The 25,835-nt window shown below is 68.1% G+C and carries 24 protein-coding genes; 12 read left to right on the plus strand and 12 right to left on the minus strand.

Annotated elements, in window-relative coordinates; translation table 11 throughout:
* Nucleotides 1-72 precede the first annotated feature (72 nt).
* Nucleotides 73-1,491 (minus strand): CCA tRNA nucleotidyltransferase, encoded by a 1,419-nt coding sequence (locus tag ACZ3HL_RS15465; protein ID WP_465531645.1) that lies wholly within the window; start codon nucleotides 1,489-1,491, stop codon nucleotides 73-75.
* Nucleotides 1,492-1,651: 160 nt separating this feature from the next.
* On the opposite strand from ACZ3HL_RS15465, the gene ACZ3HL_RS15470 reads away from it, so the two are divergent.
* The 9 genes from ACZ3HL_RS15470 (at nucleotide 1,652) to ACZ3HL_RS15510 (ending at nucleotide 12,999) form a co-directional block, all read left to right on the plus strand.
* Nucleotides 1,652-2,176: an NUDIX hydrolase gene (locus tag ACZ3HL_RS15470; RefSeq protein WP_465414271.1), complete on the plus strand. Its 525-nt coding sequence runs from the start codon at nucleotides 1,652-1,654 to the stop codon at nucleotides 2,174-2,176.
* Entirely contained in the window at nucleotides 2,173-4,320 is a 2,148-nt protein-coding gene (locus tag ACZ3HL_RS15475; protein WP_465531511.1) for a DUF6049 family protein, read from the plus strand. The genes ACZ3HL_RS15470 and ACZ3HL_RS15475 overlap by 4 nt, the downstream gene beginning before the upstream one ends.
* Before the next feature lie 275 nt (nucleotides 4,321-4,595).
* On the plus strand, nucleotides 4,596-6,698 hold the full coding sequence (gene murJ, locus ACZ3HL_RS15480) for a murein biosynthesis integral membrane protein MurJ (RefSeq protein WP_465531513.1): 2,103 nt from the start codon (nucleotides 4,596-4,598) through the stop codon (nucleotides 6,696-6,698).
* Nucleotides 6,699-6,818: 120 nt separating this feature from the next.
* Nucleotides 6,819-8,378, plus strand: a complete 1,560-nt coding sequence (locus ACZ3HL_RS15485) for a hypothetical protein (RefSeq protein ID WP_465415001.1) — start codon at nucleotides 6,819-6,821, stop codon at nucleotides 8,376-8,378.
* A 200-nt stretch (nucleotides 8,379-8,578) separates the two neighbouring features.
* Complete coding sequence (gene sigM, locus ACZ3HL_RS15490; protein WP_465414278.1) at nucleotides 8,579-9,238, plus strand: RNA polymerase sigma factor SigM; 660 nt, start codon at nucleotides 8,579-8,581, stop codon at nucleotides 9,236-9,238.
* Nucleotides 9,235-10,023: a hypothetical protein gene (locus ACZ3HL_RS15495; protein WP_465414280.1), complete on the plus strand. Its 789-nt coding sequence runs from the start codon at nucleotides 9,235-9,237 to the stop codon at nucleotides 10,021-10,023. Before sigM ends, ACZ3HL_RS15495 begins: the two co-directional genes overlap by 4 nt.
* A gap of 215 nt (nucleotides 10,024-10,238) precedes the next feature.
* Nucleotides 10,239-11,234: a thioredoxin-disulfide reductase gene (gene trxB, locus ACZ3HL_RS15500; RefSeq protein WP_465414283.1), complete on the plus strand. Its 996-nt coding sequence runs from the start codon at nucleotides 10,239-10,241 to the stop codon at nucleotides 11,232-11,234.
* A gap of 41 nt (nucleotides 11,235-11,275) precedes the next feature.
* Entirely contained in the window at nucleotides 11,276-11,599 is a 324-nt protein-coding gene (trxA, locus tag ACZ3HL_RS15505) for a thioredoxin (protein ID WP_101611569.1), read from the plus strand.
* Nucleotides 11,600-11,850: 251 nt separating this feature from the next.
* Nucleotides 11,851-12,999, plus strand: a complete 1,149-nt coding sequence (locus tag ACZ3HL_RS15510) for an N-acetylmuramoyl-L-alanine amidase (protein ID WP_465414286.1) — start codon at nucleotides 11,851-11,853, stop codon at nucleotides 12,997-12,999.
* Between the two features lie 284 nt (nucleotides 13,000-13,283).
* Here ACZ3HL_RS15510 and ACZ3HL_RS15515 read toward each other — a convergent pair whose 3' ends face one another.
* Nucleotides 13,284-13,928, minus strand: coding sequence for a GNAT family N-acetyltransferase (locus tag ACZ3HL_RS15515; RefSeq protein ID WP_125679353.1), 645 nt, complete (start codon nucleotides 13,926-13,928; stop codon nucleotides 13,284-13,286).
* A gap of 196 nt (nucleotides 13,929-14,124) precedes the next feature.
* Here ACZ3HL_RS15515 and ACZ3HL_RS15520 point away from each other — a divergent pair, with 196 nt between their 5' ends.
* Both ACZ3HL_RS15520 and ACZ3HL_RS15525 read left to right on the plus strand, forming a co-directional pair.
* Nucleotides 14,125-15,444 carry an aminotransferase-like domain-containing protein gene (locus ACZ3HL_RS15520; RefSeq protein WP_465531515.1) on the plus strand — a complete coding sequence of 440 codons (1,320 nt, stop codon included), beginning with the start codon at nucleotides 14,125-14,127 and terminating at the stop codon, nucleotides 15,442-15,444.
* A 34-nt stretch (nucleotides 15,445-15,478) separates the two neighbouring features.
* Nucleotides 15,479-16,429: a D-alanine--D-alanine ligase family protein gene (locus ACZ3HL_RS15525; RefSeq protein WP_465531517.1), complete on the plus strand. Its 951-nt coding sequence runs from the start codon at nucleotides 15,479-15,481 to the stop codon at nucleotides 16,427-16,429.
* Nucleotides 16,430-16,478: 49 nt separating this feature from the next.
* Here ACZ3HL_RS15525 and ACZ3HL_RS15530 read toward each other — a convergent pair whose 3' ends face one another.
* The 10 genes from ACZ3HL_RS15530 to rpmH form a co-directional block, all read right to left on the minus strand.
* The gene (locus tag ACZ3HL_RS15530) at nucleotides 16,479-16,865 is read right to left on the minus strand and encodes a hypothetical protein (RefSeq protein WP_465531519.1); all 387 of its coding nucleotides are present in this window, start codon (nucleotides 16,863-16,865) and stop codon (nucleotides 16,479-16,481) included.
* Nucleotides 16,862-17,533: an HAD family hydrolase gene (locus tag ACZ3HL_RS15535; RefSeq protein WP_465531521.1), complete on the minus strand. Its 672-nt coding sequence runs from the start codon at nucleotides 17,531-17,533 to the stop codon at nucleotides 16,862-16,864. The genes ACZ3HL_RS15530 and ACZ3HL_RS15535 overlap by 4 nt, the downstream gene beginning before the upstream one ends.
* Nucleotides 17,534-17,618: 85 nt before the next feature.
* Entirely contained in the window at nucleotides 17,619-18,635 is a 1,017-nt protein-coding gene (locus tag ACZ3HL_RS15540) for a ParB/RepB/Spo0J family partition protein (RefSeq protein WP_465414297.1), read from the minus strand.
* Entirely contained in the window at nucleotides 18,632-19,561 is a 930-nt protein-coding gene (locus ACZ3HL_RS15545) for a ParA family protein (RefSeq protein ID WP_465414299.1), read from the minus strand. The genes ACZ3HL_RS15540 and ACZ3HL_RS15545 overlap by 4 nt, the downstream gene beginning before the upstream one ends.
* Before the next feature lie 64 nt (nucleotides 19,562-19,625).
* Entirely contained in the window at nucleotides 19,626-20,303 is a 678-nt protein-coding gene (rsmG, locus tag ACZ3HL_RS15550) for a 16S rRNA (guanine(527)-N(7))-methyltransferase RsmG (protein ID WP_465414301.1), read from the minus strand.
* Nucleotides 20,304-20,513: 210 nt separating this feature from the next.
* Nucleotides 20,514-21,071 carry a Jag family protein gene (locus tag ACZ3HL_RS15555; protein ID WP_465531523.1) on the minus strand — a complete coding sequence of 186 codons (558 nt, stop codon included), beginning with the start codon at nucleotides 21,069-21,071 and terminating at the stop codon, nucleotides 20,514-20,516.
* Between the two features lie 30 nt (nucleotides 21,072-21,101).
* Nucleotides 21,102-22,205: a membrane protein insertase YidC gene (gene yidC / locus ACZ3HL_RS15560; protein ID WP_465531525.1), complete on the minus strand. Its 1,104-nt coding sequence runs from the start codon at nucleotides 22,203-22,205 to the stop codon at nucleotides 21,102-21,104.
* 4 nt (nucleotides 22,206-22,209) lie between these two features.
* Nucleotides 22,210-22,515: a membrane protein insertion efficiency factor YidD gene (gene yidD, locus ACZ3HL_RS15565; RefSeq protein ID WP_016338357.1), complete on the minus strand. Its 306-nt coding sequence runs from the start codon at nucleotides 22,513-22,515 to the stop codon at nucleotides 22,210-22,212.
* A gap of 4 nt (nucleotides 22,516-22,519) precedes the next feature.
* On the minus strand, nucleotides 22,520-22,912 hold the full coding sequence (rnpA, locus tag ACZ3HL_RS15570) for a ribonuclease P protein component (protein WP_465414308.1): 393 nt from the start codon (nucleotides 22,910-22,912) through the stop codon (nucleotides 22,520-22,522).
* A 23-nt stretch (nucleotides 22,913-22,935) separates the two neighbouring features.
* The gene (gene rpmH / locus ACZ3HL_RS15575) at nucleotides 22,936-23,079 is read right to left on the minus strand and encodes a 50S ribosomal protein L34 (RefSeq protein ID WP_005154511.1); all 144 of its coding nucleotides are present in this window, start codon (nucleotides 23,077-23,079) and stop codon (nucleotides 22,936-22,938) included.
* Nucleotides 23,080-23,682: 603 nt separating this feature from the next.
* Here rpmH and dnaA point away from each other — a divergent pair.
* Entirely contained in the window at nucleotides 23,683-25,317 is a 1,635-nt protein-coding gene (dnaA, locus tag ACZ3HL_RS15580) for a chromosomal replication initiator protein DnaA (protein WP_125679342.1), read from the plus strand.
* Nucleotides 25,318-25,835: the final 518 nt, after the last annotated feature.

A 25,835-nucleotide genomic window follows, 5' to 3' on the forward strand; every position in this document is an offset into this window, starting at 1 on the left:
CCCCCTGCCCGGAGCACCGGCAGGAGTATCTCGGGTTACGCCACGTGGATCCAGAGACCAACGGGGTTTATCTCAGCCTATGCCGTTCTCGGCGGCCCACTTCCGCAGTTCGGCCACCGCCTCGTCGTGCTCCAGCGGACCGCGGTCGAGCCGCAGTTCCTTCAGGTGCTTCCAGGCCTTGCCGACGTCCGGCCCCGGCTTGAGCCCGAGGATCCGCATGATCTCTTCGCCGTTGAGGTCCGGGCGGACCCGATCGAGGTCCTCCTGCGCTTGGATGGCTTCGATCCTCCGCTCGAGGTCGTCGTAGGTCGCCTGCAGCGCGGCCGCCTTCTTCCGGTTGCGCGTGGTGCAGTCGGCGCGCACCAGCTTGTGCAGCCGGGGCAGCAGGTCGCCGGCGTCGGTGACGTAGCGCCGCACCGCCGAATCGGTCCACTCGCCCTTACCGTAGCCGTGGAACCGCAGGTGCAGGAATACGAGCTGGCTGACGTCCTGGACGATCTCCTTCGAGAACTTCAGCGCACGCAAACGTTTGCGGGCCATTTTCGCGCCGACGACCTCGTGGTGGTGGAAGCTCACACCGCCGCCGGGCTGGAACTCGCGCGTCGCGGGCTTGCCGACGTCGTGCAGGAGCGCCGCGAGCCGCAGGATCAAATCCGGCTCGGAGGTCGGTTCGTGCGACTTCTCCAGGTCGATCGCCTGCGCGAGCACGGTCAGCGAGTGCTGGTAGACGTCCTTGTGCTGGTGGTGCTCGTCGATCGCCAGCCGCATCCCTGGCACTTCGGGCAGCACGCGGTCGGCGAGGCGGGTGTCGACCAGCAGCTCGATCCCGGGCCGGGGGTCGTCCGCCAGCAGCAGCTTCGACAGCTCGGCCTGCACGCGCTCGGCGGTGATCCGGTCGATCTCCTCGGCCATCGACGACATCGCGTCGACCACCCGCGGCGCCGCGGTGAACCCGAGCTGCGCGGAGAACCGCGCGGCCCGCAGCATGCGCAGCGGGTCGTCGGCGAAGGACTCCTGCGGGGTGGCGGGCGTGTCCAGCACCTTGTCCTGCAGTGCCTGGAGCCCGTCGTGCGGGTCGACGAAGGTCTTGTTCGCGAGGTCGATCGCCATCGCGTTGACGGTGAAGTCGCGGCGGAGCAGATCTCCCTCGATGCTGTCGCCGAAGGTGACCTCGGGGTTGCGGCCGACGCGGTCGTAGCTGTCGGCGCGGAACGTGGTGATCTCCAGGGTCATGCCCTGTTTGGTCACCCCGACGGTGCCGAACGCGATACCGACGTCCCACACCGCGTCGCCCCAGGCGCTGACGATCTTGAGCACCTGGTCCGGGCGGGCGTCGGTGGTGAAGTCGAGGTCGCTCGACAGCCTTCGGAGCATCATGTCCCGGACGCTGCCGCCGACCAGGTACAGACTGTGTCCCGCCTTCGCGAAGAGCTTCGCGAGCTCGTCCGCCAGCGGGGAGATGCGCATCAGCTCGGTCACGGCGTTCTGCATCGCAGTGCTCTTCCCCGCAATCGCCTGCCCGGCGACCACCTTGTTCACGACAATCCCACCACGATTTGGATGTACTTACTGAGACACTTACTACGACCCGGCCCACCATGGGCACGGAGAGCCAGCGTACCTGTACCGCCGTTTGCTCTAGCATCGCAGCATGTCTGGATCAGCCGGGCGCTCCGGCGCTTCGAAGCCGGGCCGCCGGCGGAGGCGCAGGCGGGGAAGGCGGCTGACCACGGTCGACGAAACCTCGGCCGGCGGGCTCGTCGTCGACGCCGAACGGGCGAACGCCGCGCTGATCGGGCGGCTCGACCGGCACGGCAGACTGCTGTGGTCGCTGCCGAAGGGCCACATCGAGGACGGTGAAACGGTGGAGCAGACAGCGGTGCGCGAGGTGAAGGAAGAGACCGGCATCTCGGCGCAGGTCCTCGAGCCGCTGGGCACCATCGACTACTGGTTCGTGGCCGAGCGACGGCGCGTGCACAAGACGGTGCACCATTTCATCCTGGAATCCATCGGCGGCGAACTTTCGGACGAGGATGTAGAGGTGACCGAGGTCGCCTGGGTCCCGCTCGCCGACCTGGAGACCAAACTCGCCTACTCCGACGAGCGCAAGCTGGTCCGGAAGGCCAAAGAACTCTTCGCGCAGCAACAGCACACCGCCGAGGGAGCACCTGAGTGAAGCGGCTTGCCGCCACTGTCCTGTCGATCCTGTTCCTGGTCTTCACCGTGTTGCCCGTCGCGGGCGCGCAGGCCCAGGAGCAGCCCCGGCTGCGCGTGGACCTCGACCAGCTGAACCCCCGCGTGGTCACCTCGACCTCGGCTTCGCTCACCGTCACCGGCCGCGTCACCAACGTCGGCGACCGGCGGATCAGCAAACTGGGTGTCCGGCTGCAGCTGGGCACGCGGCTCCAGACCGAGCAGCAGATCGGTGACGTCCTCGCCGGCGACAAGTTCAAGGATCTCGCCGCGACCGAGTTCGTCGATCTCGAACCGGACGAGCTGGAGCCCGGACAGAGCGCGGCGCTGAACCTGTCCGTCCCGCTCGGCCCGTCCGCCAAGCTCCAGTTCCCGAAGACCGGCGTGTACCCGCTGCTGGTCAACGTCAACGGCACCCCGGATTTCGGCGGTCCGGAGCGGCTGGCGGCGGTCACCCTGTTGATGCCGGTGCTCGGTGTCCCCGGCAAGGCTCCCGGGTCACGCCCGCCATCTGCCCCGGCCACGAGTCTGCTGTGGCCGATCGCGAACAGTGCCGTGCACGTCGTCTCCGCCCCGCTCGGCGGCCCGCTGACCTTGGCGGACGAGCGGCTGGCCGACGAACTGGCCGCCGGCGGACGGCTGGACTCGCTGGTCGAGGCGGCACGCGCGGCCGAAGCCGACACGAAGGTCTCGTCTTCGTTGTGCCTGGCCATCGACCCCGACCTGGTCGCGACCGTCGACGGGATGACCCGCGGCTACCAGATCGCGGGTGGCGCCCCCGGCAAGGGCGTCGAGACCGCGAAGAACTGGCTCGGCAGGCTGAAGGCGCTGGTCGCGGGCCGGTGCGTGGTCACCCTTCCGTTCGCCGACGCCGACCTCACCGCGCTGACGAAGGTCCGCGCCGGCGACGCCACCGACACCGCGCTCATGACCACCGCGCTCGACGGCGCGGGGACGATCAAGAATCTGCTCGGTATCCAGCCGCAGGACGGCGTCCTCTGGCCCGGCGGCGCCCTCGATTCGCAGACCGTCGATGCGATCGGCAAGGCGGGCGTCAAGACCGTGCTGACCGATTCCGGCAAGCTCCAGTCCCGTACGCCGCTCTCGAGCGGAGTCTCGATCGAGGGGACGGACCTGCGCGCGCAGCCGATCGACGCGCTGATCTCGTCCGCGCTGAACGGCTCGGAGTCCACCCAGAACGGGCTCGGCGCCATCGCGTTCCGTGCCGGGCTCGGCGGGCAGAACGAGGGGGCGGGGCGCTCGCGGCTGCTGATCGCGCCGCCGCGGCACTGGGCCGCGACCGGCGCCGAGCTCACCACCTTCCTGGAGCGGATGGGCGAGTTCTACGCCGCCGGTCTGCTCAAGTCGGCGCCGTTGTCCGAACTGCTCGGCGAAAGCCCGTCCGGGACGGCGTCGGTCAACTACGACCCGAAGGATCTGACGGCCGCGACCGGCGGCGACGTCACCGCGAAGATGTCCCAGCTCGACAACGAGACGCTGGGCCTGTCGTCCGCGATGACGATGGACGCCACCAAACGGGTGAGGCCTGCCGACGTGATCGCCCCGGTGCGGCTCGCCCTCATCCGGGCCGCGTCGACGTCGTGGCGCGGCGCGGACGCCGCGACCGTCACCGGCAACGCCCGCGGCGAACTGGAGGCGATCCGCAGCCAGGTCACCGTCGAGCGGCCGAAGCAGACGATCGCGCTGGCTTCCGGCGCGGCGCCGCTGCCGGTGTTCATCACCAACAACCTGCCGGTCGGCGTCGCCGTCCAGGTCGCCTTGAAGAACAACGTCGGCCTGCGCCCGACCGACGACACCCTGTTGCAGGCGCAGATGGTCCCGGCCAACAGTGCCCGCAACCGGCTGCTCCCGGTCGAGGCGCTGCGGGCCGGCCGGTTCAGCGTCGACGTCTCGCTGACCACGCCCGACGGGACCCCGCTCGGTTCGGCCGCGCGGTTCGAGCTGACGTCCACGGAGTACGGCGCGATCACCATCATCATCACCATCACGGCGGCCGGTGCGCTGCTGCTCCTGTCGTCCAGGCGGATCTACCGGAGGATCAAGGACTCCCGAGCCGATCGGGCGAACGAACCCGCCCCGCGTGTGACCGAGGACGCACAGGTTTAAGTGTTTCCGGCCGTTGCCGATTACCCTGGGTCGAACGATGCCGCCGGGCATCACGTAGCCGAGCACCGAGGATTGGGCACGCGTTGGAAAGAGAGCCGGGTGTACCGCCCGAGCGTGCAGGCCGTCCCCGGCGCGAAGGCACTCCGCCACCGCCCCGCCGCACCGATGGACCCGCACGCCGTCCGGAGCGTCGTCAGCCGCCCCCGCAGCAGCCCCCGCCCGAACGCGGTGAGCGCCCGCGGCGGGCCGTGCCGCCGCCCCCGCCCCCGCCTCCGGTGGACGGACGCCGGCAGCGGGTGGCAGGCCGCCCCGACGACGAGACACGGCGGCTGAGGCCGCCGAAGACCCCGCCGCCGAACCAGGCACCGCCGCGGAAGGTGCCCCCTGCCCAGGGGACGCCTCCGCCGCCGACTCGTCGTCAGCCGGTTCCGCCGCCGCAGGGCCCGCCGCTGCCGCAGCCGTCCCAGAATCCGCCGCCGCGCCGTCCGGCGGCACCTCCACCCCAGCCGCAGGCGCTCCACCAGACACCGCCTCCGCCGCATCGCGGGCGCCGTCAGCCGCCACCGGTCCGCCCGTGGCAGGTCGACCGGCGCGACGAACCCGACGCGACGCGGTTCATCCCGCGCACCCCCGGCGTCCCGATGGGATCGCGCTGGCCGGTCGCCGACCCCGACGTCCTCCGCCCGTACGACCAGCTCGCCACGCAGGTCATGCCGGCGATCAAGGACGCGCCGCTGGTCAAACCGCGGCCGGGGGAAACCGGCGAGCAGGACGTCGCCGCTCCGGCGAAGGCGCCGTCGATCGCGAAGTCCAGCGGCCGGATGGCGATCGCCTCGCTGATCAGCCGCATCACCGGCTTCGCGTGGAAGCTGCTGCTGGTCGCGGCCATCGGCGCCCAGGTGGAGAACGACTCGTTCAACGTCGCCAACACGATGCCGAACATCATCTTCGAGCTGCTGATGGGCGGTGTCCTGTCCAGCCTCGTGGTCCCGCTGCTCGTGCGGTCGCAGGACGACAAGGACGGCGGAGAGGCATACACCCAGCGGCTGGTCACGGTGGCGGGCACGCTGCTCGTGATCGGGACGACGATCGCCGTCTTGGCGGCGCCGTTGATCACCAAGCTCTACGTCGACGACAACGGTGACGCCAATCCCGCGCTGGTCACCGCGTTCGCGTACCTGCTGCTGCCGCAGATCTTCTTCTACGGTCTGTTCGCGCTGCTCTCGGCGGTGCTGAACGCGAAGCACATCTTCGGCCCGACAGCGTGGGCACCCGTGATCAACAACCTGGTCGTCATCTTCACCATCCTCGTGGTGTGGATCATGCCGGGGAACATCTCCACCGATCCGGTGTCGATCACCGACCCGAAGCTGCTGACGCTGGGCCTCGGCGTGACCTTCGGCATCGTGGCGCAGTCGGTGCTGCTGATCCCGCCGCTGCTGCGGTCCGGGTTCAAGTTCAAGTGGCGCTGGGGCATCGACAAGCGCATGAAGGAGTTCGGCGGGCTCGCGCTCTGGACCGTCGGCTACGTCGCGGTCAGCCAGATCGGTTACACGATCACGACCCGCGTGCTGACCAGCGGTTCACAAGGCGGTGTGACCGCGTACAGCAACGCGTGGCTGCTCTTCCAGCTGCCGTACGGCGTCATCGGGGTGTCGCTGCTGACCGCGATCATGCCGAGGATGAGCCGCGCGGCCGCGGACGGCGACCACAAGAAGCTGATCGGCGACCTGTCCTACGCGTCGCGCATCTCGACGGTGACGCTCCTGCCGATCTCCGCGGTGATGACCGTGGTGGGCGGTTCGGTCGGCATCGCGCTGTTCACCTTGGGCAAGGGCACGGTCGAGAACGCGTCGCGGATGGGCGAGGCACTGGCCATCTCCGCGTTCGCACTGCTGCCGTACGCGCTGGTCATGCTGCAGATGCGGGTGTTCTACGCGATGAAGGACGCGCGGACGCCGGTGCTGATCATGATCGTGATGACCGTGGTGAAGGTGCCGTTGCTGTACCTGTGCCCGGCGCTGCTCTCCCCGGACAACATCGTGCTCGGCGTGATGATGGTCAACGGCCTCACCTTCGTCGTCGGCGCGATCCTCGGTCAGGTCTGGCTGTGGGTGACCCTCGGGAATCTCCGGAGCAAGCGGGTTCTCGGGGTGATCCTCTTCACGGTCGTCGCGAGTGTGCTCGGGGTCGGGGCGGCGTGGCTCGCCGGGCAGATCGTCCCTGACTCGTTCGGGCCTACTTTCCATGCCTGGGTGAAACTTCTGCTGCAAACGATGGTCGGGATCGTGGTGTCGTTCGGCGTGCTCATGGCCTTGAAGGTCGAGGAATTGAAGCCGGCCACGGCGAGGATCACCCGGTTGATCAAGCGCGGATAACGATTCACGTACGGATGGCGCGCGTTCACGGGTCGTATTCTGGGTACCCTCGGGGCGGGAGCTACGCGGGAGAGTGCGGTGGATACGAGACGGAGCGAACAGGCAGGGGAGGCCGGCCAGATGGGCATCCGGGCCCAAGGCGGGTCGCTGGCCCCTGGCCGGGTCGTCGGTGACGGCCGGTATCGCCTGCTCGCACAGTTCGGGGTGGACGAGCGGGCCGCCGCGCATCTTTGGCGTGCCCGCGACGGGCAGCTGAAGCGGGACGTGGCGTTGACGCTGCTGGTCGGCGACCCCGCGGACGCGGAAGCCGCCCGGCTCGCGCGCCGGACGCTGGAGCGTGCCGCGCACGCCTCGAAGTTCGGCCACGGCGGGGTCGCGCGGGTTCTCGACGTGCTCAGTCTCGGCAGCGGCGTCACCTCGAGCGAAGGTCTGCTCGGTGTCGTCGTCGCGGAATGGACCAAGGGCAGCGACCTGGTCGACCTCGTGGCGCAGCGCCCGGTGGCGCCCGCCGCGGCGGCCCGGATGGTGCAGGCGCTGGCGGAAGCCGTCGACCACGCCCATCAGAACGGTCTCGTCCTCGGCCTCGACCATCCGCAGCGTCTCCGGCTCACGCCGGACGGCGCGCTGAAGCTCGCCTTCCCGGGCCCCTTGCCCGAAGCGACCCTTCGCGACGACGTCAAAGCACTCGGCGCCGTCCTGTACCTGCTGCTGACCGGCCGATGGGCCCTGCCCGGCGGCCCGGCCGCGATCCCGGCGGCACCGCACGCGCCGACCGGCCGCGTCATCCCGCCGCGTTCACTGGTCCCGACGGTGCCGGTCGAGCTGTCCTCGCTCGCCGTCCGCACCATCGAGGACGGCGGCCACGGCGGTATCCGCACCAGCGCGGCCATCCTGCGCGTGCTGGACCAGGTCGCCGAAGCCGAAGAGCGCACCCAGCTGATCAAGGCGGTCGGCGAGGAAGAAGCCGTCGCCGAATCGGACGGCACCGTCTGGACGACGAAGAAGCCGGTCAAGGACGTCGCGCGGCGGAAGAAGCTGGCGTTCGGCGTGACCGTGCTGGTCGTCGCGACCGTGGTCATCCTCGCCTGGGGCGGGATGATGCTGATCAACCTGTTCCAGGGCGAGTCGAAGTCCAGCGGTCCGAAGATCAACGTCGCCGCGTCCTCCTCGCAGGTCGCGCCGCCGCCGTCGGGCGAGCAGCCGCCGCCCGCCCAGCAGAAGCCGTCCCCCGCCGTGGGTGCCGCGGTGAAGCCGTCGGCCGTGGCCGTCTACAACCCGGGCAGCAAGGGCGACAGCCCCGGCAAGGCCAGGAACGCCACCGACGGCGACACGGTCACCTCGTGGAAGACCGACCAGTACGAAAAGCAGTTCCCGGTGCTCAAGGACGGCGTCGGGCTGGTCGTGACCTTCAAGGATCCGATCAACCTCACCCAGGTCAAGCTCGACGCGGCGAGCCCCGGCTCGAAGGTCGAGATCCGCTCCGCCGACAAGAAGAACCCGAAGCTCGACGAGACGAAGGTCGTCGGGACCGGGGACCTCACGGCGGGCGAGTCGACCATCGCGTTGCAGCAGCCTCAGCAGGGTCAGTACTTCATCATCTGGATCACTCAGCTGGGTGAAGACGAGGGCGGCAAGTTCGTCACCGAACTCAAAGAGCTGACCTTCCTGCCTGCGGGGTGACGGCGGACACCGGGTCAGTGCCCGCTGGGCGCGCTTTCGGATCGGCGTCGCCAGGCCGTGGTTTTCGATTCGCCTCACGGAGCTCCGGTCGCGGCCCGCCGCCCCCGATCCGAGCCTCCGGCGAAGACGCGCGCGCTTGTCGTCACCTGCCTGCGTACGTCGCGTTCGAGTGATACGCCCGAGTCAGTAGGCTCTCCCGGGTGACAGCTGCAGCTCCCACGGACGCGGATCTCATAGCGGCGCATGCCGCTGGAGACCCGCACGCGTTCAGTGAACTGGTCCAGCGACATCGAGACCGCATGTGGGCGGTAGCCCTGCGCACCTTGCGGGATCCGGAAGAAGCCGCGGACGCCCTGCAGGACGCCTTCATCTCCGCGTTCCGAGCAGCGGGCAACTTCAGAGCGGAATCGCAGGTCACGACGTGGTTGCACCGTATCGTCGTGAACGCGTGCCTCGACCGCATCCGGCGGGGCAAGGCAAGACCGACCGTTCCGCTGCCCGAGACCGGGCAATTCAACGAGCCCGCCTCGCCGCGTGACTCGATGTCGGAACGCGAGACGAGCCTGGTCGTCAAGGAAGCCCTCGACCAGCTCCCCGAAGAACAGCGTGCCCCGATCGTGTTGGTCGACGTAGAGGGATACTCCGTCGCCGAGACGGCGAAGATGCTCAACATCGCCGAGGGCACGGTCAAGAGCCGGTGTGCCCGAGGTCGCGGAAAGCTCGCGAAGGTTCTCGGACATCTACGGAACCCCGATGCGATTGCGAACGTCCCAACTCACGAAAGCAAACGAGAGCGCGCTACCCCGCAACGGGGTGCCAGGCGTCCTCAGGGCACGCCGGGTGACGGGGAGGGACGATGACAGACGAGAGCAGGGGGATCGGTGGGACCGTCGGTCCGCCGTGGTCTGTCGATGTGCTCGCCGACCTGCACGCAGGTGTGCTGGACGAGCGAGAAGCGGCCGAGCTGTGGCCGCGGGTGAACGCCGACCCCGAAGCACTGGCGATCATCGAAGCACTCGAAGCGACCACAGCCGACCTCGCGGAACTCGCGAACGAGCCGGTCGCGCCGATGCCGGCGGAATACGCGGCCCGGATCGACGCCGCGCTGGCCGCCGAAATGCGGGCGACGCCTGCGTTTCAAGGCGCATCTGAAGGGCAGCAGGAGCAGGTCGCCCCGGTGGTGGACCTCGCGGCCGCACGGCGGCGGCGGAACAAGCGGATCGGCTGGGGCGCCGGGATAGCGACCGTGGCGGCGGCGGCCATCGCCGCCGTGGCGATCGTCGTCCCGACCACTCGGGAGCCGGATTCGGGCGGTATCGCCCAACCCGCGCCGTCGGCTCCTTCCGGGCCCTCGGTCGGCGGAGACGGCGGCGGGGCCGAAGCCCTCGTCGGCAAAGCGATCGGCGTCCGCGACTTCGGCTCGCTGAAGACCGAAGAACGCCTCGACGCCTGTGTCACCGCGGCCGGGATGGACGCAGACGTGCGGCCGGAGGGCATCCGGCCGGTGAACGTCGCGGGCAAGGACGGCGTGATGGTGATCTACACCACAGGCAAACTCGCCCAGTTCCGCATCGTCGCCTTCGGTGCCGACTGCGGCCCGGGCAACCCGGCGGTCCTCTTCGACAAAATCATCGGACAGAAGTAACCGACCGAAACCTCACTGGTCCCTCGCTCCCCACCAGCCCCATTTCGGGGGGAGCGAGGGACCTTTGCTATCGCGCTAGCTTTTCTAGCGGCGCTAGAGGTCGGATCTCCGCTGAGGCGCAGCGCAGGAGAAAGTAGCGCCGGTCACCCCGGGAACACCGGCCCTTACGATCGTGTTGAGCCTGGTGCACAGGTCACTACGAGCGGAGGTCACGGGTGGCTGCCGAGGAGATCAGGAACCTGATCATTGTGGGGTCGGGTCCTGCGGGATACACCGCCGCTGTCTACGCGGCTCGAGCGCAGCTCGAACCGCTGGTGTTCGAAGGCACGCAGTTCGGCGGTGCGCTGATGACGACGACGGAGGTCGAGAACTTCCCCGGCTTCCGCGAAGGCATCCAGGGTCCCGACCTCATGGAAGAGATGCGCGAACAGGCCAAGCGTTTCGGCGCCGACCTGCGCCAGGAGGACGTCGAGTCCGTCGAGCTGACCGGTGACGTCAAGTACGTCTTCGCGAACGGCAAGCGCTACGCCGCCCGCGCGGTCGTGCTCTCGATGGGTGCCGCGGCCCGCTATCTGAACGTGCCCGGCGAGCAGGAGCTGCTCGGCCGCGGTGTTTCGGCCTGTGCCACCTGCGACGGTTTCTTCTTCCGCGACCACGACATCGTGGTCGCCGGCGGCGGCGACTCCGCGATGGAGGAGGCGACCTTCCTGACGAAGTTCGCCAAGTCCGTCACGATCGTCCACCGCCGCGAGGAGTTCCGCGCCTCCAAGATCATGCTGGAGCGCGCCCGCGAGAACGAGAAGATCAAGTGGGCGCTCAACAAGCAGATCACCGGAGTCGAGGGTGAGGGCAAGGTCGAGGGCCTGAAGCTCAAGGACACGGTGACCGGCGAGGAGTCCAAGCTGGACGTGACCGGGTTCTTCGTCGCGATCGGTCACGACCCGCGCAGCGAGCTGGTGCGCGGCCAGGTGGACCTCGACGAGGACGGCTACGTGCTCACCAAGGGCCGCACCTCGTACACGAACCTTCCCGGGGTTTTCGCCGCGGGTGACCTGGTCGACCGCACGTACCGGCAGGCGATCACCGCCGCGGGTTCGGGCTGCGCCGCGGCGATCGACGCGGAACGATGGCTGGCGGAGCACGCCGGTGTCGAGGCCGCCCAGGAGACCCCTGAGCTGGTTGGTGGCGGCTACGGCGCCACCACCAACTGACTTTCCCATCACCGGAGTTTCACCACCCAGAAGGAGACACCATGGCCAACACCGTGACGGTGACCGACAAGACGTTCGTCGACGACGTGCTGACGAGCGAGAAGCCCGTCCTGGTCGACTTCTGGGCGACCTGGTGCGGTCCGTGCAAGATGGTCGCCCCGGTGCTCGAGGAGATCGCGGCGGAGAACGGCGAGAAGCTGACCGTCGCGAAGCTCGACATCGACGCCAACCCGAACACTGCGCGTGACTACCAGGTGATGTCGATCCCGACGCTGATCCTGTTCCAGGGCGGCAAGCCGGTGAAGCAGATCGTCGGCGCCAAGCCGAAGGCCGCGCTGCTGTCGGACCTCGCCGACGTCCTCTGATCTCGCGTTTCACCTGCCGAAACCCGGGGCCTGCCCAGGCTCCGGGTTTCGTCGTCACGGGGAACGGGTAAATCTCTCCGTTACGGGAACGCCTGGACGAGTTCCACGAACGGGCACTTGACGCACCGACCGGGCCTCCGCGCTCACCGAGAGTTCACAGGGCACAATAGAGCACCGGGGTTCGCCCCGCAGGGTTTTCATAGTCGTGCATCGAGCTCGATCGGTGCCCCAAAGGGAAGAGCGAGGAGTGCATGCGGGTACTCCGCCGCGGTGACGCCGGACCGGACGTCGCCGAGATCAGGTCCACGCTGGCGGCGATGGAGCTGCTCCCGCCGGTGACCGAATCCGGGGAGTACGAGGTCTTCGACACGGCGATGGAACATGCCGTGCGCGCGTTCCAGCAGCGCCGTGGGCTCATCACCGACGGTCTGGTGGGTCCGGCCACCTATCAGGCGCTTCGCGGTGCCGGCTTTCATCTCGGCAGCCGGCCGCTGACCTACATGTTCTCCGCACCCATGCAGGGTGACGACGTCTTCGCACTCCAGGAGCGGCTGACCGAGCTCGGCTTCGACGCCGGCCGCCCGGACGGGCACTTCGGCCCCCAGACCGAGCGTGCGCTCAAGACCTTCCAGCGTGACATGCGCCTGGTCGCCGACGGTATGTGCGGCCCGGCCACCATCCGCGAGCTGCACCGGCTGTCTTCGCCGCGCGCCCGCGGCGGCCGCCCGGTTTTCCTGCGCGAGCAGGAGCAGGTGCGGCAGGCGGGCCCCAGGCTGCGCGGCAAGCGCATCGTGATCGACCCCGGCCACGGCGGCGAGGACCTCGGGGTCGTCGCCGGTGGTCTGCGTGAGGCGGACATCGCCTGGGATCTGGCGCGGCGGCTCGAAGGCCGGATGCAGGCCACGGGTATGGAGGCGCTGATCTCGCGCGGCCCGAACCAGAGCCCGAGCGAGGGCGAGCGGGCGAAGTTCGCGAACGAGGCGGGCGCCGACCTGTTCCTTTCGCTGCACAACGACAAGAACCCCTCGCCCAAGGCGCAGGGGGTCGCGAGCTTCCACTTCGGCACCGGCAACGGCACCACGTCGACCGTCGGCGAGCTGCTGGCGGGCTTCATCCAGCGCGAGCTGGCCGCCCGCACCGGCATGCTCGACTGCCGCACGCACTACAAGACCTGGGAGATCTTCACCCGCACCCGCTGCCCGGCGGTGCGGATCGAGATCGGCTACCTGACCAACCCGGAAGACAACCGCAAACTGGCGGACCCGGCTTTCCGTGACGTCGTCGCCGAAGGCATCCTGGTCGCCGTGAAGCGCCTGTATCTTCTCGGCGAAGGGGACCAGCCGACCGGCACGTTCACCTTCGCGGACGTCCTGGCTCACGAACTCGCCAAAGCGGAGTAGCCAGTCCTCCACAGCCGCGCGCGGGCGCACATCCCCCTGCCGACACCCTCGGCACAACCGGTTGTGTGCCCCCTCACCCGAGCACGCCACCCCTAGATCCACCCGGCGCGCAGCCCCCACCCTTCCCGGGGGGCGTCCCCAGGTCCAGCCTACCCATCCACAGATTTTCCACCGCTCCTATCAGCGATCTGTGGATAACTCGGCGGGTTACCCACAGCTGTCCCCAGGCCGGGGGATGGTCGCTGCGCGCGCTCGAAAACTCTGCTAAAGCGGGCGAGGAAAGATCAGGCGCGGCCCATGCTCGGCTCGGCCGTCGTGATGGAGACCTGGCCGAGCAGCCGTTCGAGGGCCGCCTCCACGTCTTCCTTCCACGAGATCGCCGATCGCAGTTCCAGCCGCAGCCGCGGCCACCGCGGATGCGGCCGCACGGTCTTGAACCCGACGCTCTGCAGGAACGCGGCGGGCAGGACGCAACTGTGCCCGCCGTCCGGATCGGTCTCGTCGGGTTTGGCGTCCCCGAAGGCTTCGATCGCGCGGACCCCGCGTTTGGTGAGGTCCTTCGCGACGGCCTGCACCAGCATCCGGCCGAGGCCGCCGCCCTGGAACTCGGGAAGCACCTGGAAGGCGGTCAGCAGGACCGCGTCGGGGCCAGGGGGCGAAGTCGGGAAGGCCAGCGAGCGCGGCACGGCGTTCGGCGGCGCGTAGAGCACGAACCCGACGGGCAGGGTGTCGCTGTAGACGATCCGGCCGCAGGAACCCCACTCCAGCAGCACACTGGAGACCCAAGCTTCCTTCTCGACCTCTGTCGCGCCGTATTCCTCGGCCTGCGCCTTCATATGCGGCGCCAGCTCCCAGTACACGCAGCGGCGGCAGCTCTTGGGCAGATGCTCGAGGTTGTCCAGGGTTACGCCCACGACGCGACGCGACACAGACAAACCTCCCTGAATGAAGATCACCCGACGCAGCCTTGTCCCGAGCAGGGCTCACTGAAGGGGTCCGGTTCGAGGATAGGCCGATGTGATGAACACCGAAAGGCCAGGGCCCCTCAAGGGAGGGTGGTTACACTCGATGGAACTACCACTCGGTAGCGACTATGTCCACTTCGAAGCACGGGTGAAGCGCCTGATGACCGAGAACCGCCCTGTCCGGCCGGAGCCCGGCCGACACAACCTCGACCCTCATCTCGACCGCTACGCCGCGCGTACGGCCGGGATGACTGCTTCCGAGATCAGGGCCTTGTTCGCGGTGGCCAGTCGCCCCGAAGTGGTGTCGCTCGCCGGCGGGATGCCGAACCTCGCCGCGCTCCCCTTGGACACGCTGTCCGCGCAGGTCGGCGAACTCATCGCCCAAGACGGTCTGGTCGCGCTCCAATACGGCTCCGCGCACGGCGTCCCGGCGCTGCGCGAGCAGATCTGCGAAATCATGGCCCTCGAGGGCATCAAGGCCCATCCGGACGACGTCGTCGTGACGGTCGGCTCCCAGATGGGGCTCGACATGGTCACCCGGCTGTTCTGCGATCCGGGTGACGTCATCATCGCCGAAGGCCCGTCGTACGTCGGCGCGCTCGGCTCCTTCGCCGCGTACCAGGCGGACGTCGTCCACGTCGCGATGGACGACCACGGCCTGGTCCCCGAAGGGCTCCGCGTCGCGCTCGCCGAGACACGGAAAGCGGGCCGCCGGGTCAAGTTCCTGTATACGATCCCCAACTTCCACAACCCCGGCGGCGTCACGCTGGCCGTCGAGCGGCGCGCGGAGATCGTGGAGATCTGCCGGGAGAACGACATCCTCATCGTCGAGGACAACCCGTACGGGCTGCTCGGCTTCAGCGGGCAGACGTACCCCGCGCTCCGCTCGATCGACCCTGACAACGTCGTTTACCTGGGCTCTTTCTCGAAGACCTTCGCTTCCGGCCTGCGGGTCGGCTGGGTGCTCGCGCCGCATGCCGTCCGGGAGAAACTCGTGCTCGCGGCCGAGTCCGCGACGCTTTGTCCGCCGACGCTTAACCAGTTGATCGTGTCGCGATACCTCGCGACGCACGACTGGATGGGGCAGATCAAGACCTTCCGCGAGAACTACCGGGAGCGGCGGGACGCGATCCTGTCCGCGCTCGATCAGCACATGCCCGCCGGCTGCAGCTGGACCAAACCCGATGGCGGTTTCTACGTCTGGATGACCGTGCCCGAAGGCGTGGACACGAAGGCGATGCTGCCGCGAGCCGTCACGGCCCGGGTCGCGTACGCCTCCGGAACCGGTTTCTACGCCGACGGTTTCGGCAGCAGACAGCTTCGTCTTTCCTACTGCTATCCGACGCCCGAGCGGATCCGCGAAGGCGTCCGGCGGCTCGCCGCGGTGCTCGAGTCCGAAATGGACCTCGCGCGTACCTTCGGTAACGCGAGCCCACGCTCGATCTCGGGGCCGCAGAACCCCTCTCCGGACACGGTCTGATCGGCCGGACGTCCCCAAGCACAAAGGAGTCTCGGTGGTCGACCGCACCGTTGCCGTACTCGCAGGCGGACTTTCCCACGAACGCGATGTCTCTCTCCGCTCCGGACGCCGGCTCTCGGTCGCGTTGCGGGCGGAAGGTCTCATCGTCGAGGAGTGGGACACCGACGCGGGTCTGCTCGAACGTCTTCGCACCCAGCGGCCCGACGCGGCCATCGTCGCCCTTCACGGTGGTGAAGGGGAGAACGGCGCGGTTCAGACGGTGCTGGAGATGCTCGACGTGCCTTACGTCGGCACCAGTTCGCAGGGCTGCCGCCGCGCGTGGGACAAGCCGACGGCCAAGGCGCTCGTCGCCGACGCGGGTTTCACCACGCCGGACTGGGTCGTGCTGCCGCACAGCACCTTCCGCGAACTCGGCGCCCAGGCCGTGCTCGACTCGATGGTCGAAACGCTGGGCCTGCCCATGATCCTCAAGCCGGACCAGGGCGGTTCGGCGCTGGGCGCCCAGGTCGTCAGGGACGCCGCTGAAATGCCCGGCGCGATGGTCGGCTGCTTCGCTTATGGCGACACCGTTCTCGCCGAGAAGTTCGTATCCGGGGTCGAGGTGGCCGTGACGGTCATCGAAGGCGAAGAAGGGCCCGAAGCCCTGCCCGCGGTCGAGATCGTGCCGGAGAGCGGCGTGTACGACTACACCGCCCGCTACACCGCCGGGCTGACCGACTTCTTCACGCCCGCGCGGATTCCCGACGACGCCGCCAAGGCGGTCAGCGAGCTGGCCGTCGCCGTACACCGACAACTCGGGCTTCGCGATATTTCACGCACCGACGCGGTGATCACCGAAGACGGCACGGTCCACTTCCTCGCGGTGAATCCCTCGCCGGGTCTCACCGAGACGTCGCTCGTCCCGGTGGCGATCGAGGCGTCCGGGGCCACGCTCGGATCGGTCTTCGCCGGCCTCGTGGGGCGGGCGATTTCCCGCAAGAGCTGAACCTGGCTCGACGAAGGGGACTTGCCCACAGCGGGCGAGTCCCCTTTCGCTATTCCCGGGCTACGACGACGACCTGGTGCTCGTCCTCGTAGATGACCTGCCCCGGGTTCGCCGACCAGACGGTTTCGCACGGGATCTCGTGTGTCTCCAGAATCGCCAGGTAACCGTCGACTCGCTCGATGAAGACACGAGCGGTCGCCTTGAACCAGGCCGCGGCCCCGGGATTGAGCGCCGCGTCGTAGACGCTCGGATCGGTGTGCGCGGGGTTGGTGAAGTTCGCGTCGTACCAGTCGTTGTTCGCCCGGCGGAACGCTTCCTGCTCGACGGTGAGGCGTCCGGCGCGGGCGAGCCCGTTGACGAGACCGAAGACGCCGGTGAAGTTTCCTCGCTCATCGCGGGCCGGACTCTGGAAGCGGACGAAGGGGAGACCGGTCACCGCCGGGACCACCCGCGGATCCAGGCCAGCAGCTCTTCATCGCGCAGGGAGCCGATCACGACATCGGCGGGGAAGTCCTGCTGCGTCAACGTGGGAACCCCGATGACGGTCACCCCAGCCGCTCGCGCCGATCGAAGACCGGTCATCGAGTCCTCGAACGCCAAAGCGTCGGCGGGTTCGACGCCGAGCTGAGCGCAAGCGGTCAGGTACATCTCCGGATCGGGCTTCGGCGCGGCCACCTCGTCGGCGGCCAGTTTCACGGGAAACATCTCCGAGAGCCCGCCGCGAACGAGCGCGGCTTCGAGGAGTGCCCGGGGCGAGTTGCTGGCGACGGCGACCGGGACGGCGGCGGCGGTCAGGTCGACCAACTCACGCGCGCCGGGCATCGCCTCCGCTTTCGCGCTGACGACTTCGGTCACCAACCTCAGCAACTCGTCCGCGATCTCGGCACCGGCGTCCGGTTCGCCGAACGCCTCCGCCATCGCGTCGGCGGCGGCCGGGAGCGACTTGCCGATCACCAACGCCTTCTCGTCCGGACCGAAGGGCAGACCTCGTCGAGCGAACAACTCGGTCTCGGCGACCGACCAACACGGCTCGGTGTCCATGAGCAATCCGTCGCAGTCGAAGACCACCGCGCGCGGATTTCGACCGCCGAAGAGCCCCTTCATACTTGCCCCCAGTTCAAGTACTCAGTGTCACTTCTCTGTCGACACCCAGCTATCGTCACCGTGACAAAACGACCCGGGGTGATCCCTAATCGGTTTCCCGTGTCTGATTTGCCTGATTTTGATCCATGAGTGCCACGATGCGTTCAAGATCGTCCACCGACCCGAATTCGAGCGTGATCCGCCCCTTGCGGCGACCCAAGTCGACCTTCACGCGAGTGTCGAACCGGTCCGAAAGCCGGTTCGCCAGTTCCTGGAGACCGGGAGCCTGGATCGGCTTGCGGGGAGCAGGCTTCGGCTTGGCCGGTTTTTCGCTCTTCTTGAGCGTGACGGCTTCCTCGGTCGCGCGGACCGACATGCCTTCCGCGACGATCTTGGCGGCCAGCTCTTCCTGACTGTCGGCGTCCTCGAGAGAGAGCAGCGCCCGCGCGTGGCCCGCCGAAAGCACCCCGGCCGCGACCCGTCGCTGGACCGCGAGGGGGAGTTTGAGCAAGCGGATGGTGTTGGTGATGACCGGCCGGCTGCGCCCGATCCGGCCAGCCAGCTCCTCGTGCGTGACCGCGAACTCGTCGAGCAACTGCTGATACGCGGCCGCCTCTTCGAGCGGATTGAGCTGAACGCGGTGGATGTTCTCGAGCAGCGCGTCTCGCAGCATCGCCTCGTCGGCGGTCTGGCGAACGATCGCCGGGATCGCCTCCAGCTCCGCCAGCTGGGAGGCACGCAGGCGCCGCTCGCCCATGACGAGTTCGTACTCGTCGGTGCCGAGCTCCCGGACCACGATGGGCTGCATGAGCCCGAACTCGCGGATCGAGTGCTCCAGCTCGTTGAGCGCGTCCTCGTCGAAGACCTGCCGCGGCTGCTTCGGATTCGGCTTGATCTGGCTGACCGGCACCTCGCGGTAGACCGCGCCGGCGACCGCTCCACCGTGCGAACCAGCCGCGCCGTTGGCCGCGAACCAGCCCTTGTCGTCCGGCCCCGCGGGCTTGCTCGCGGGAGCGGACGGGGCAGGGGAACCGTTCTCGGCGGGAGCCGCCGAACCCGGCGGAGGGCCGGTGGGGATCAGGGCGGCGAGCCCGCGACCGAGCCCTCCTCTGCGCTCGCTCATGCCGTACCGCTCCTTTCCTTCATCTCCACCCCACGTTGCGCGATCTCCTTGGCCGCGTCCACGTAGCTCATCGCGCCCCGGGAACCCGGGTCGTACGCGAGGACCGTCTGCCCGTATCCGGGGGCCTCGGAGACCTTCACGCTGCGCGGGATCACCGTCTTGAGCACAGTGTCCCCGAAGTGGTTCCGGACCTCGTTCGTCACCTGATCGGCCAGCTTCGTCCGGCCGTCGTACATGGTGAGCAGGATCGTGGAGACACTCAGCTCGCGGTTCAGATGCGCCTGGACGAGCTCGATGTTGCTCAGCAGCTGACCCAGACCTTCGAGCGCGTAGTACTCGCACTGGATCGGGATCAGCACCTCCTGCGCGGCGACCATCGCGTTGACGGTCAGCAGACCGAGCGACGGCGGGCAGTCGATGAAGACGTAGTCGACGCCGATCTCGTCGAGGATCTCGGACGACAGCGCCTCCTTGAGCCGCGTCTCGCGGGACGCCATGGAGACGAGTTCGATCTCGGCACCGGCGAGGTCGATGGTCGCGGGCACGCAGTAGAGATTGGGCGACTGCTCGCTCTGGGCCGCCGCCTCGGCGAGCGACACCTCGCCGATCAGCACCTCGTAGATCGACGGCGTGCCGGAGCGGTGGTCGATGTCGAGCGCGGTGCTCGCGTTGCCCTGAGGGTCGAGGTCGATCACGAGCGTCTTGAGCCCGTGGACCGCGAGGGCGGCGGCGAGGTTCACCGTGCTCGTCGTTTTACCGACGCCGCCCTTCTGGTTGGCGACCGTCAGCACTCGCCGGCGGTTCGGCCGGGGGAGCGCACCCTCCTTGGGGTGCAGCACGCTGGCGGCGCGGACGGCTTCTTCGGCGATGGGCGTCCAGCCGAGTTCCTGGCCGGCGCTCGCAGGGTCGGACGGCGGGGGAGTCACCGGTCTCGAGCCTCCTCTGTATTAGACGTGGGAGTCGTTCTGCGTTGTTTCACGTGGAACCGGTCTAGCTACGCCTGCGCGATCGAGACGGTTTCGGGGGCAGACGGTGGATCACGACGACCGTGCTCGGAACCTCGAGCACCTTGGTGCCGCACTCGAAGACTTCCGGTTCGTCACCGCCGGCCTTCCGGACGGCGACGCGATCGCGTTCGATTTCCTCTCCAGCGCTCGCTCCTTTGAGGGCGACCAGAGCACCTTGGGGACGCACGAGCGGGAGGCACCAGTTCGCGAGCCGGGCCAACGGAGCGACCGCCCGGGCGGTGACGACATCCGCGCCACCGAGCTCCTCACGTACCTGCCGCTCCTCCGCGCGCCCGCGGACAACGGTGATGGGGAGTTCCAGCTTCTCGGCAACCTCGGCCAGCCAGTCGACCCGGCGGGCCATCGGTTCGAGCAGAACGATATCGAGGTCCGGTCGGCTGATCGCGAGCGGTACACCCGGAAGGCCCGCGCCCGAGCCGACGTCGACCACGCGGGCGCCGTCGGGGATCCGCTCGCCGATCACGGCGGAGTTGAGGACGTGGCGCTCCCACAGCCGGTCGACCTCACGGGGTCCGATGAGCCCGCGCTCGACACCGTGCCGCTCCAGGAGTTCGACGTAGCCGACGGCTTGCTCGACGCGGTCTCCGAATACTTCCGACGCCGCACTCCGTACCGATGCGGCGACCCCGTCCAAGCCCACTCTCGCTCCTCAACCTCGACGCCGTTTCACGTGAAACGCGCTGCACTGATTGTCCATGACGCCGACCGCAAAGCGGGGAGACAGTCCGAAGTTGTGGACAACTCCACTCGCCCTCGCCCGTTTCACGTGAAACGCCACGCGTGTAATTCGACCCCGAAACGACGAAGCGGCCCGCCGGATGACCGGCGGGCCGCTTCGTTCGAGAAACCGTCAGGCGGGGAAGATGACGACCCGGCGCTTCGGGTCCTCTCCTTCGCTCTCGCTCTTGACCCCGTCGACGGCGGCGACCGCGTCGTGCACGACCTTCCGCTCGAACGGGCTCATCGGCTGCAACCGGACCCGCTCGCCGGAGGAGACCACCGTCTCGGCAGTCGAGCGGCCGAGCTCGCGGAGCTCCTCACGGCGGTCCGCGCGCCAGCCCGCGATGTCCAGCATCAGCCGGCTGCGCGAACCGGTCTCCTGCTGCACCGCCAGGCGCGTCAGCTCCTGCAGCGCCTCGAGGACGGTGCCGCGAGCGCCGACGAGCTTCTCCAGGTCTTCGCCACCGTCGATGCTGACGATCGCGCGACCCGCTTCGACATCGAGGTCGATGTCGCCGTCGTAGTCCAAAAGGTCGAGCAGCCGCTCGAGGTAGTCGCCGGCGATGTCGCCCTCCTTCACGAGGACGTCGTCGTCGACACCTCCCTTGCGAGCGGTCTCTTCAGCGGCGCCCTCAACCTCGGCCGCGCTGTTCTCCTCGGCGTCGATCGTGTCGATCGTCTCCGCCATTATTGGTCTCCTCTCCGAACCGGATCGGCGTCAGCGACGCTTCCGGCCCGATTTCTTAGTCGAGTCCGAGATGAGACCGGGCACGTCCGCACCGTTCTCCTTCGAGCCGTTCGTCGACGGCTCGGCTGTTGCGTCGTTGGCGTCCTTCTTCTCCGCGGCGGACGAACCGGTCTGGGCGAAGCCGTGCGGGGAGCCCGCCTTCTTGACCTGACCACCGGAGGACGGCTTGTTCTTCTTCTGCTGGACCGGCTTCTGGCCAGGGCGGGGCGCGGTCGGCTTCTGGCCCGGCTTCGGACCGAGGTTCGCGCGCTTCTCCTTCTCGGCTTCCTTGCGGGCCTCTTCTTCCTTGTCGATCCGCGTGTAGACGAGACGCTGCTGCATCAGGGTCCAGCCGTTGTTGGCGAGCCAGTAGAAGAGCAGACCGATCGGGAACAGGGCACCGAAGACGAGGACACCGAGCGGGAAGATGTACATCGTCAGCTTGTTCATCATCGCGGTCTGCGGCGTGGCCGACTCGGGGTTCTGACGCTGGACCGAGTGACGCGCGGTGAGGTGCGTGGCGATGCTGGCGACGATCATCAGCGGGATCGCGACCGGGGCGACGCTCCAGTGGAACCCGGCGGCCGTGTTGCCGCCACTGACCATGTCGACACCGGTGTAGATGGCCTCGCCGAGGTTCGTCCCGAACAGTTTCGCGTGGACGTAGGACTCGACACCGGCCTGGTCGAAGAAGTAGTTCTCGGTCTTCGGGCCGCCGTACGGGTTGATGGTGAACATCCGCAGGACGTGGTTCAGACCGATGAAGACCGGGATCTGAAGCAGCATCGGCAGGCAGCTGCCCAGCGGGTTGACGCCGTGCTCCTTCTGGAGCTTCTGCATCTCCATCGCCTGGCGCTGCCGGTCGTTGGAGTACTTCTTCTGGATCTTCTTCATTTCCGGCGCGAAGTCCTGCATCTTCTTCATCGACCGGACCTGGTTCACGAACGGCTTGAACATGATGCCGCGGACCGTGAACGTCAAGAAGATGATCGCCAAGACCCAGGAAACCGCGTTCGCCTCACCGAACACGAGCCCGAAGACCTTGTGCCAACACCACAAGATGAAGGACACGGGGTAGTAGATGAAGTCGAGCACTGAGCTACTCCTCGATCGGTGTTTCAGGTCGGCGGTGGCGCCACGAGAACGTCTCGGGTACCGGGTCGCGGCCGGGCATGGTCCACGGGCCACAGCGCAGCAGACGCCGGACCGCGAGATAAGTGCCGCGGCCGGCGCCGTGCCGGGTCAGTGCCTCGACGGCGTACGCGCTACAGCTCGGGTAGAACCGGCACGCCGGAGGAAGGAAGGGGGAGATCGCCTTGCGGTACAGCTTGATGGGCAGGAGCAGCACCCATGCCACCGGTCCGGGCCGGGCGTCTTCGGTGGTCTCGTTCTCGGTGGCTCGCATGCCGTTACACCGCTGATCCGTGGTCGGGTGGTCGCGTCTGGCGGGACTTCCCGGACAGCCCGAGACGCCGCAACGACGCGTCGAGGTCCGAACCGAGTTCCGCGCTGGACGCGTCCGCGGCCGGAGGTAGTGCCCGTATCACCAACGAGCTGCCCGGCGGCAGTGTTCCGAGCCTGGCGGAAACAAGATGCCTCAACCGGCGGGTGACGCGGTGGCGGACCACCGAGTTCCCCACGGCCTTGCTCACCACAAAACCCGCCCGCGCCGCTTCGGCGGCATCGGGCGGGTCCGTGGTCAACGCATGGACGACGAGGCGGCGCCTGCCTGCCTTGGCCCCACGCCGCATCACGGCACGGAAATCCTCACTGCGCCGCAACCTCGCGGCGGCCGGCAGCACGACGTCCCTCGACGACGGCCGGATCAGGCGGACAGCGCGCCGCGGCCCTTGCGACGACGAGCCGCCAGGATGGCCCGGCCGGCGCGGGTCCGCATGCGCAGCCGGAATCCGTGGACCCGGGCGCGGCGGCGGTTGTTCGGCTGGAAGGTGCGCTTACCCTTGCTCACGACTAACTTCTCCTGTTTCTCGGCCGCCGGGAACGGTTCGACCCGTTCCTGGCGTGTCGTGCTGACGCACGGCAGTCTCTGGTGTCTCCTACCAACGTGTGGCCTCGTCACGTCGAGCGACGACAACGTGGGCACGCGAAACGCCCCCGCTGTATACGGGAGACCTTACGAGGGTACGCACCCACCGCCCGAGGCCGTCAGGCACCCCCTCGACCACACACCGCGACGGTACGTGGAGAGTGATCACCGACGACGCGAGGGCACCGAATGGCAACACGCCGTACACCGTGAAATGCTTGCGCGCGAGGATGCCTTGTGGCAACGAGCGGGGCTTGTTAGCGTGCCCCTCCCGGGTTTTCGCCGAGGTGGAACGGTGCAGGCGCCCGGGTGTCCTTGGGGATGTGGAGGCGTCCCGTCGGCATACGTCGAGCCCGCAGGTGACGTCACCGCGGGCCGCCGTACATTAGTGCACAGCTGTGGACAACTATGTGGATATTTGCTGTGCGCATGAGTCGATCGGGCCAGGATGACGCTCGACCCGGCGCTTCGGGCCGCTGAGTGATCTCGCCGCAGCGCACCGATGAGGGGAGGGGAGTCAGGCAGGTGTCCGATCACCAGCACAATCTTGGCGTCATCTGGGAACAGGTCGTGCGCGAGCTGTCGGATGGCACCCTCTCCCCGCAGCAGCGCGCCTGGATGCGGGTGACCCGGCCGATCGGCCTGCTCGACGGCACCGCACTGCTCGCCGCCCCCAGTGACTTCGCCAAGGAAGCGATCGAGCGCGCCCTCCGTGGCGCCATCACCGAAGCCCTTTCGCGCCGGCTCGGCCGCGCGGTCTCGCTCGCGGTGAAGGTCGACAGCACCGAGCCCTCGATGCCTCCGCCGCCGCCCTCGCCCGGCCCCCGCTACGAACCGACGTCACCCAGCCGGGTGGAAAACGGTTCCGGTCCGGTGCCGGGTACTCCTCCGCTGCCCGAGGGCGACGGCATGCTGTCCCCGACCAGGCCCCGGCCCGAGCCTCCGAAACCGAGGCCGCCGAGGCAACAGCCGGTGGACAACAGCCTCAACGATGGCGATGACAGCGATGAAGAAGTCGACGAAGAGGGCGAGGCCCTCGCCGCCGTGACGGAGATCTGGCCGACCTTCTCCGGGCAGCCGATCGCGGGCCAGCCGTACACCGCGCCGGCGCAGCCGCAGACGTCGAAGACGAAGCTGAACGAGAAGTACACATTCGACACGTTCGTCATCGGCGCGTCGAACCGCTTCGCGCACGCGGCCGCGGTCGCCGTCGCCGAAGCACCGGCGCGCGCGTACAACCCGTTGTTCATCTGGGGAGAATCCGGACTCGGGAAGACCCACCTGCTGCACGCGGTCGGGCACTACGCCCAGCGGCTGTTCCCGGGCATGCGCGTGCGGTACGTGTCGACCGAAGAGTTCACCAACGACTTCATCAACTCGCTGCGCGACGACCGCAAGGTCGCCTTCCAGCGCCGCTACCGCGACATCGACATCCTGCTCGTCGACGACATCCAGTTCCTGGAAGGCAAAGAAGGTACGCAGGAAGAGTTCTTCCACACCTTCAACACCCTCCACAACGCGAACAAGCAGATCGTCGTCTCCTCCGACCGCCCGCCGAAGCGCCTCGAAACGCTGGAAGACCGGCTGCGCACGCGGTTCGAGTGGGGCCTCATCACCGACATCCAGCCGCCGGAACTCGAAACCCGGATCGCGATCCTTCGCAAGAAGGCCGCGCAGGACCGGCTCGCGGTTCCCGGCGAGGTCCTGGAGTTCATCGCTTCGCGCGTCGAGGCGAACATCCGGGAACTCGAAGGCGCGCTCATCCGCGTCACCGCCTTCGCGTCGCTGAACCAGCAGCCCGTCGACGTGGCACTCGCCGAGATCGTGCTCCGCGACCTCATCCCGGATTCGCACGCGCCGGAGATCACCGCACCGACCATCATGGGCGTCACGTCCGAGTTCTTCGACGTGACCCTCGACGACCTCTGCGGGCCCGGCAAGACGAAGGCACTCGCGACCGCACGCCAGATCGCGATGTACCTCTGCCGCGAACTGACCGACATGTCACTGCCGAAGATCGGGCAGACCTTCGGCGGCCGCGACCACACGACCGTCATGCACGCGGACAAGAAGATCCGCAAGGAGATGGCCGAACGGCGCCGCATCTACGACCAGGTCCAGGAGCTCACTTCGAGGATCAAGCAGCGCGCTAGGCAGTGATATCTGTCGAGCGCTGACGAAAAGCGCGCCGAAGGGGCGTCGTTCCGCTTCCAACTCAGGTTGAGGGCGGAGGGCGCCCCTTCATCGCGTTTTCGTGGGCCTTCGGCCCGAAAGAGGGCGCTCGACGGTGAAGTCTCCGTCGGGCGCGGGGCGCCCTTGGGGAGACCCTGGGGTCACCGAGTATCAGTTCCTTGGCGCATAAGGGTTTCAGGGGCTCTCACGGTAGGTGGGAGCCCCTTCTTTGTGTCTACATAGGCCCGAAGCACGTGTAGGCCAAAGAAGCGGCGAAGGGCGCGAAGGAGGCGAAGCGGGTCTCGGGGTGCTTCGCGATTTTCCTTGTGTACAAAGGGAATCCACATGCTGTGGGTAGACTGTGCACAACTCCGGCGGGTTCGGGAGCTGGGGTGATCGGGTTTCCGTCCACATCGCACTCACAGGGAATCCACAGCATTTCCACACCAAGATCCACACCTTGTCCCCAGGTTGCCCACATCTTGTGCACAAGGGTGACGCAGGCT

It is taken from the genome of Amycolatopsis sp. NPDC000009 (genome assembly GCF_055563465.1).

Excerpts from the sequence above, each read along its gene's own strand:
- ACZ3HL_RS15465 (WP_465531645.1), bottom strand. The coding sequence starts at position 1,491 with ATGCAGAACGCCGTGACCGAGCTGATGCGCATCTCCCCGCTGGCGGAC.
- ACZ3HL_RS15470 (WP_465414271.1), top strand. The coding sequence starts at position 1,652 with ATGTCTGGATCAGCCGGGCGCTCCGGCGCTTCGAAGCCGGGCCGCCGG.
- ACZ3HL_RS15485 (WP_465415001.1), top strand. The coding sequence starts at position 6,819 with ATGGGCATCCGGGCCCAAGGCGGGTCGCTGGCCCCTGGCCGGGTCGTC.
- ACZ3HL_RS15495 (WP_465414280.1), top strand. The coding sequence starts at position 9,235 with ATGACAGACGAGAGCAGGGGGATCGGTGGGACCGTCGGTCCGCCGTGG.
- trxA (WP_101611569.1), top strand. The coding sequence starts at position 11,276 with ATGGCCAACACCGTGACGGTGACCGACAAGACGTTCGTCGACGACGTG.
- ACZ3HL_RS15510 (WP_465414286.1), top strand. The coding sequence starts at position 11,851 with ATGCGGGTACTCCGCCGCGGTGACGCCGGACCGGACGTCGCCGAGATC.
- ACZ3HL_RS15520 (WP_465531515.1), top strand. The coding sequence starts at position 14,125 with ATGACCGAGAACCGCCCTGTCCGGCCGGAGCCCGGCCGACACAACCTC.
- ACZ3HL_RS15535 (WP_465531521.1), bottom strand. The coding sequence starts at position 17,533 with ATGAAGGGGCTCTTCGGCGGTCGAAATCCGCGCGCGGTGGTCTTCGAC.
- ACZ3HL_RS15540 (WP_465414297.1), bottom strand. The coding sequence starts at position 18,635 with ATGAGCGAGCGCAGAGGAGGGCTCGGTCGCGGGCTCGCCGCCCTGATC.
- ACZ3HL_RS15555 (WP_465531523.1), bottom strand. The coding sequence starts at position 21,071 with ATGGCGGAGACGATCGACACGATCGACGCCGAGGAGAACAGCGCGGCC.
- yidD (WP_016338357.1), bottom strand. The coding sequence starts at position 22,515 with ATGCGAGCCACCGAGAACGAGACCACCGAAGACGCCCGGCCCGGACCG.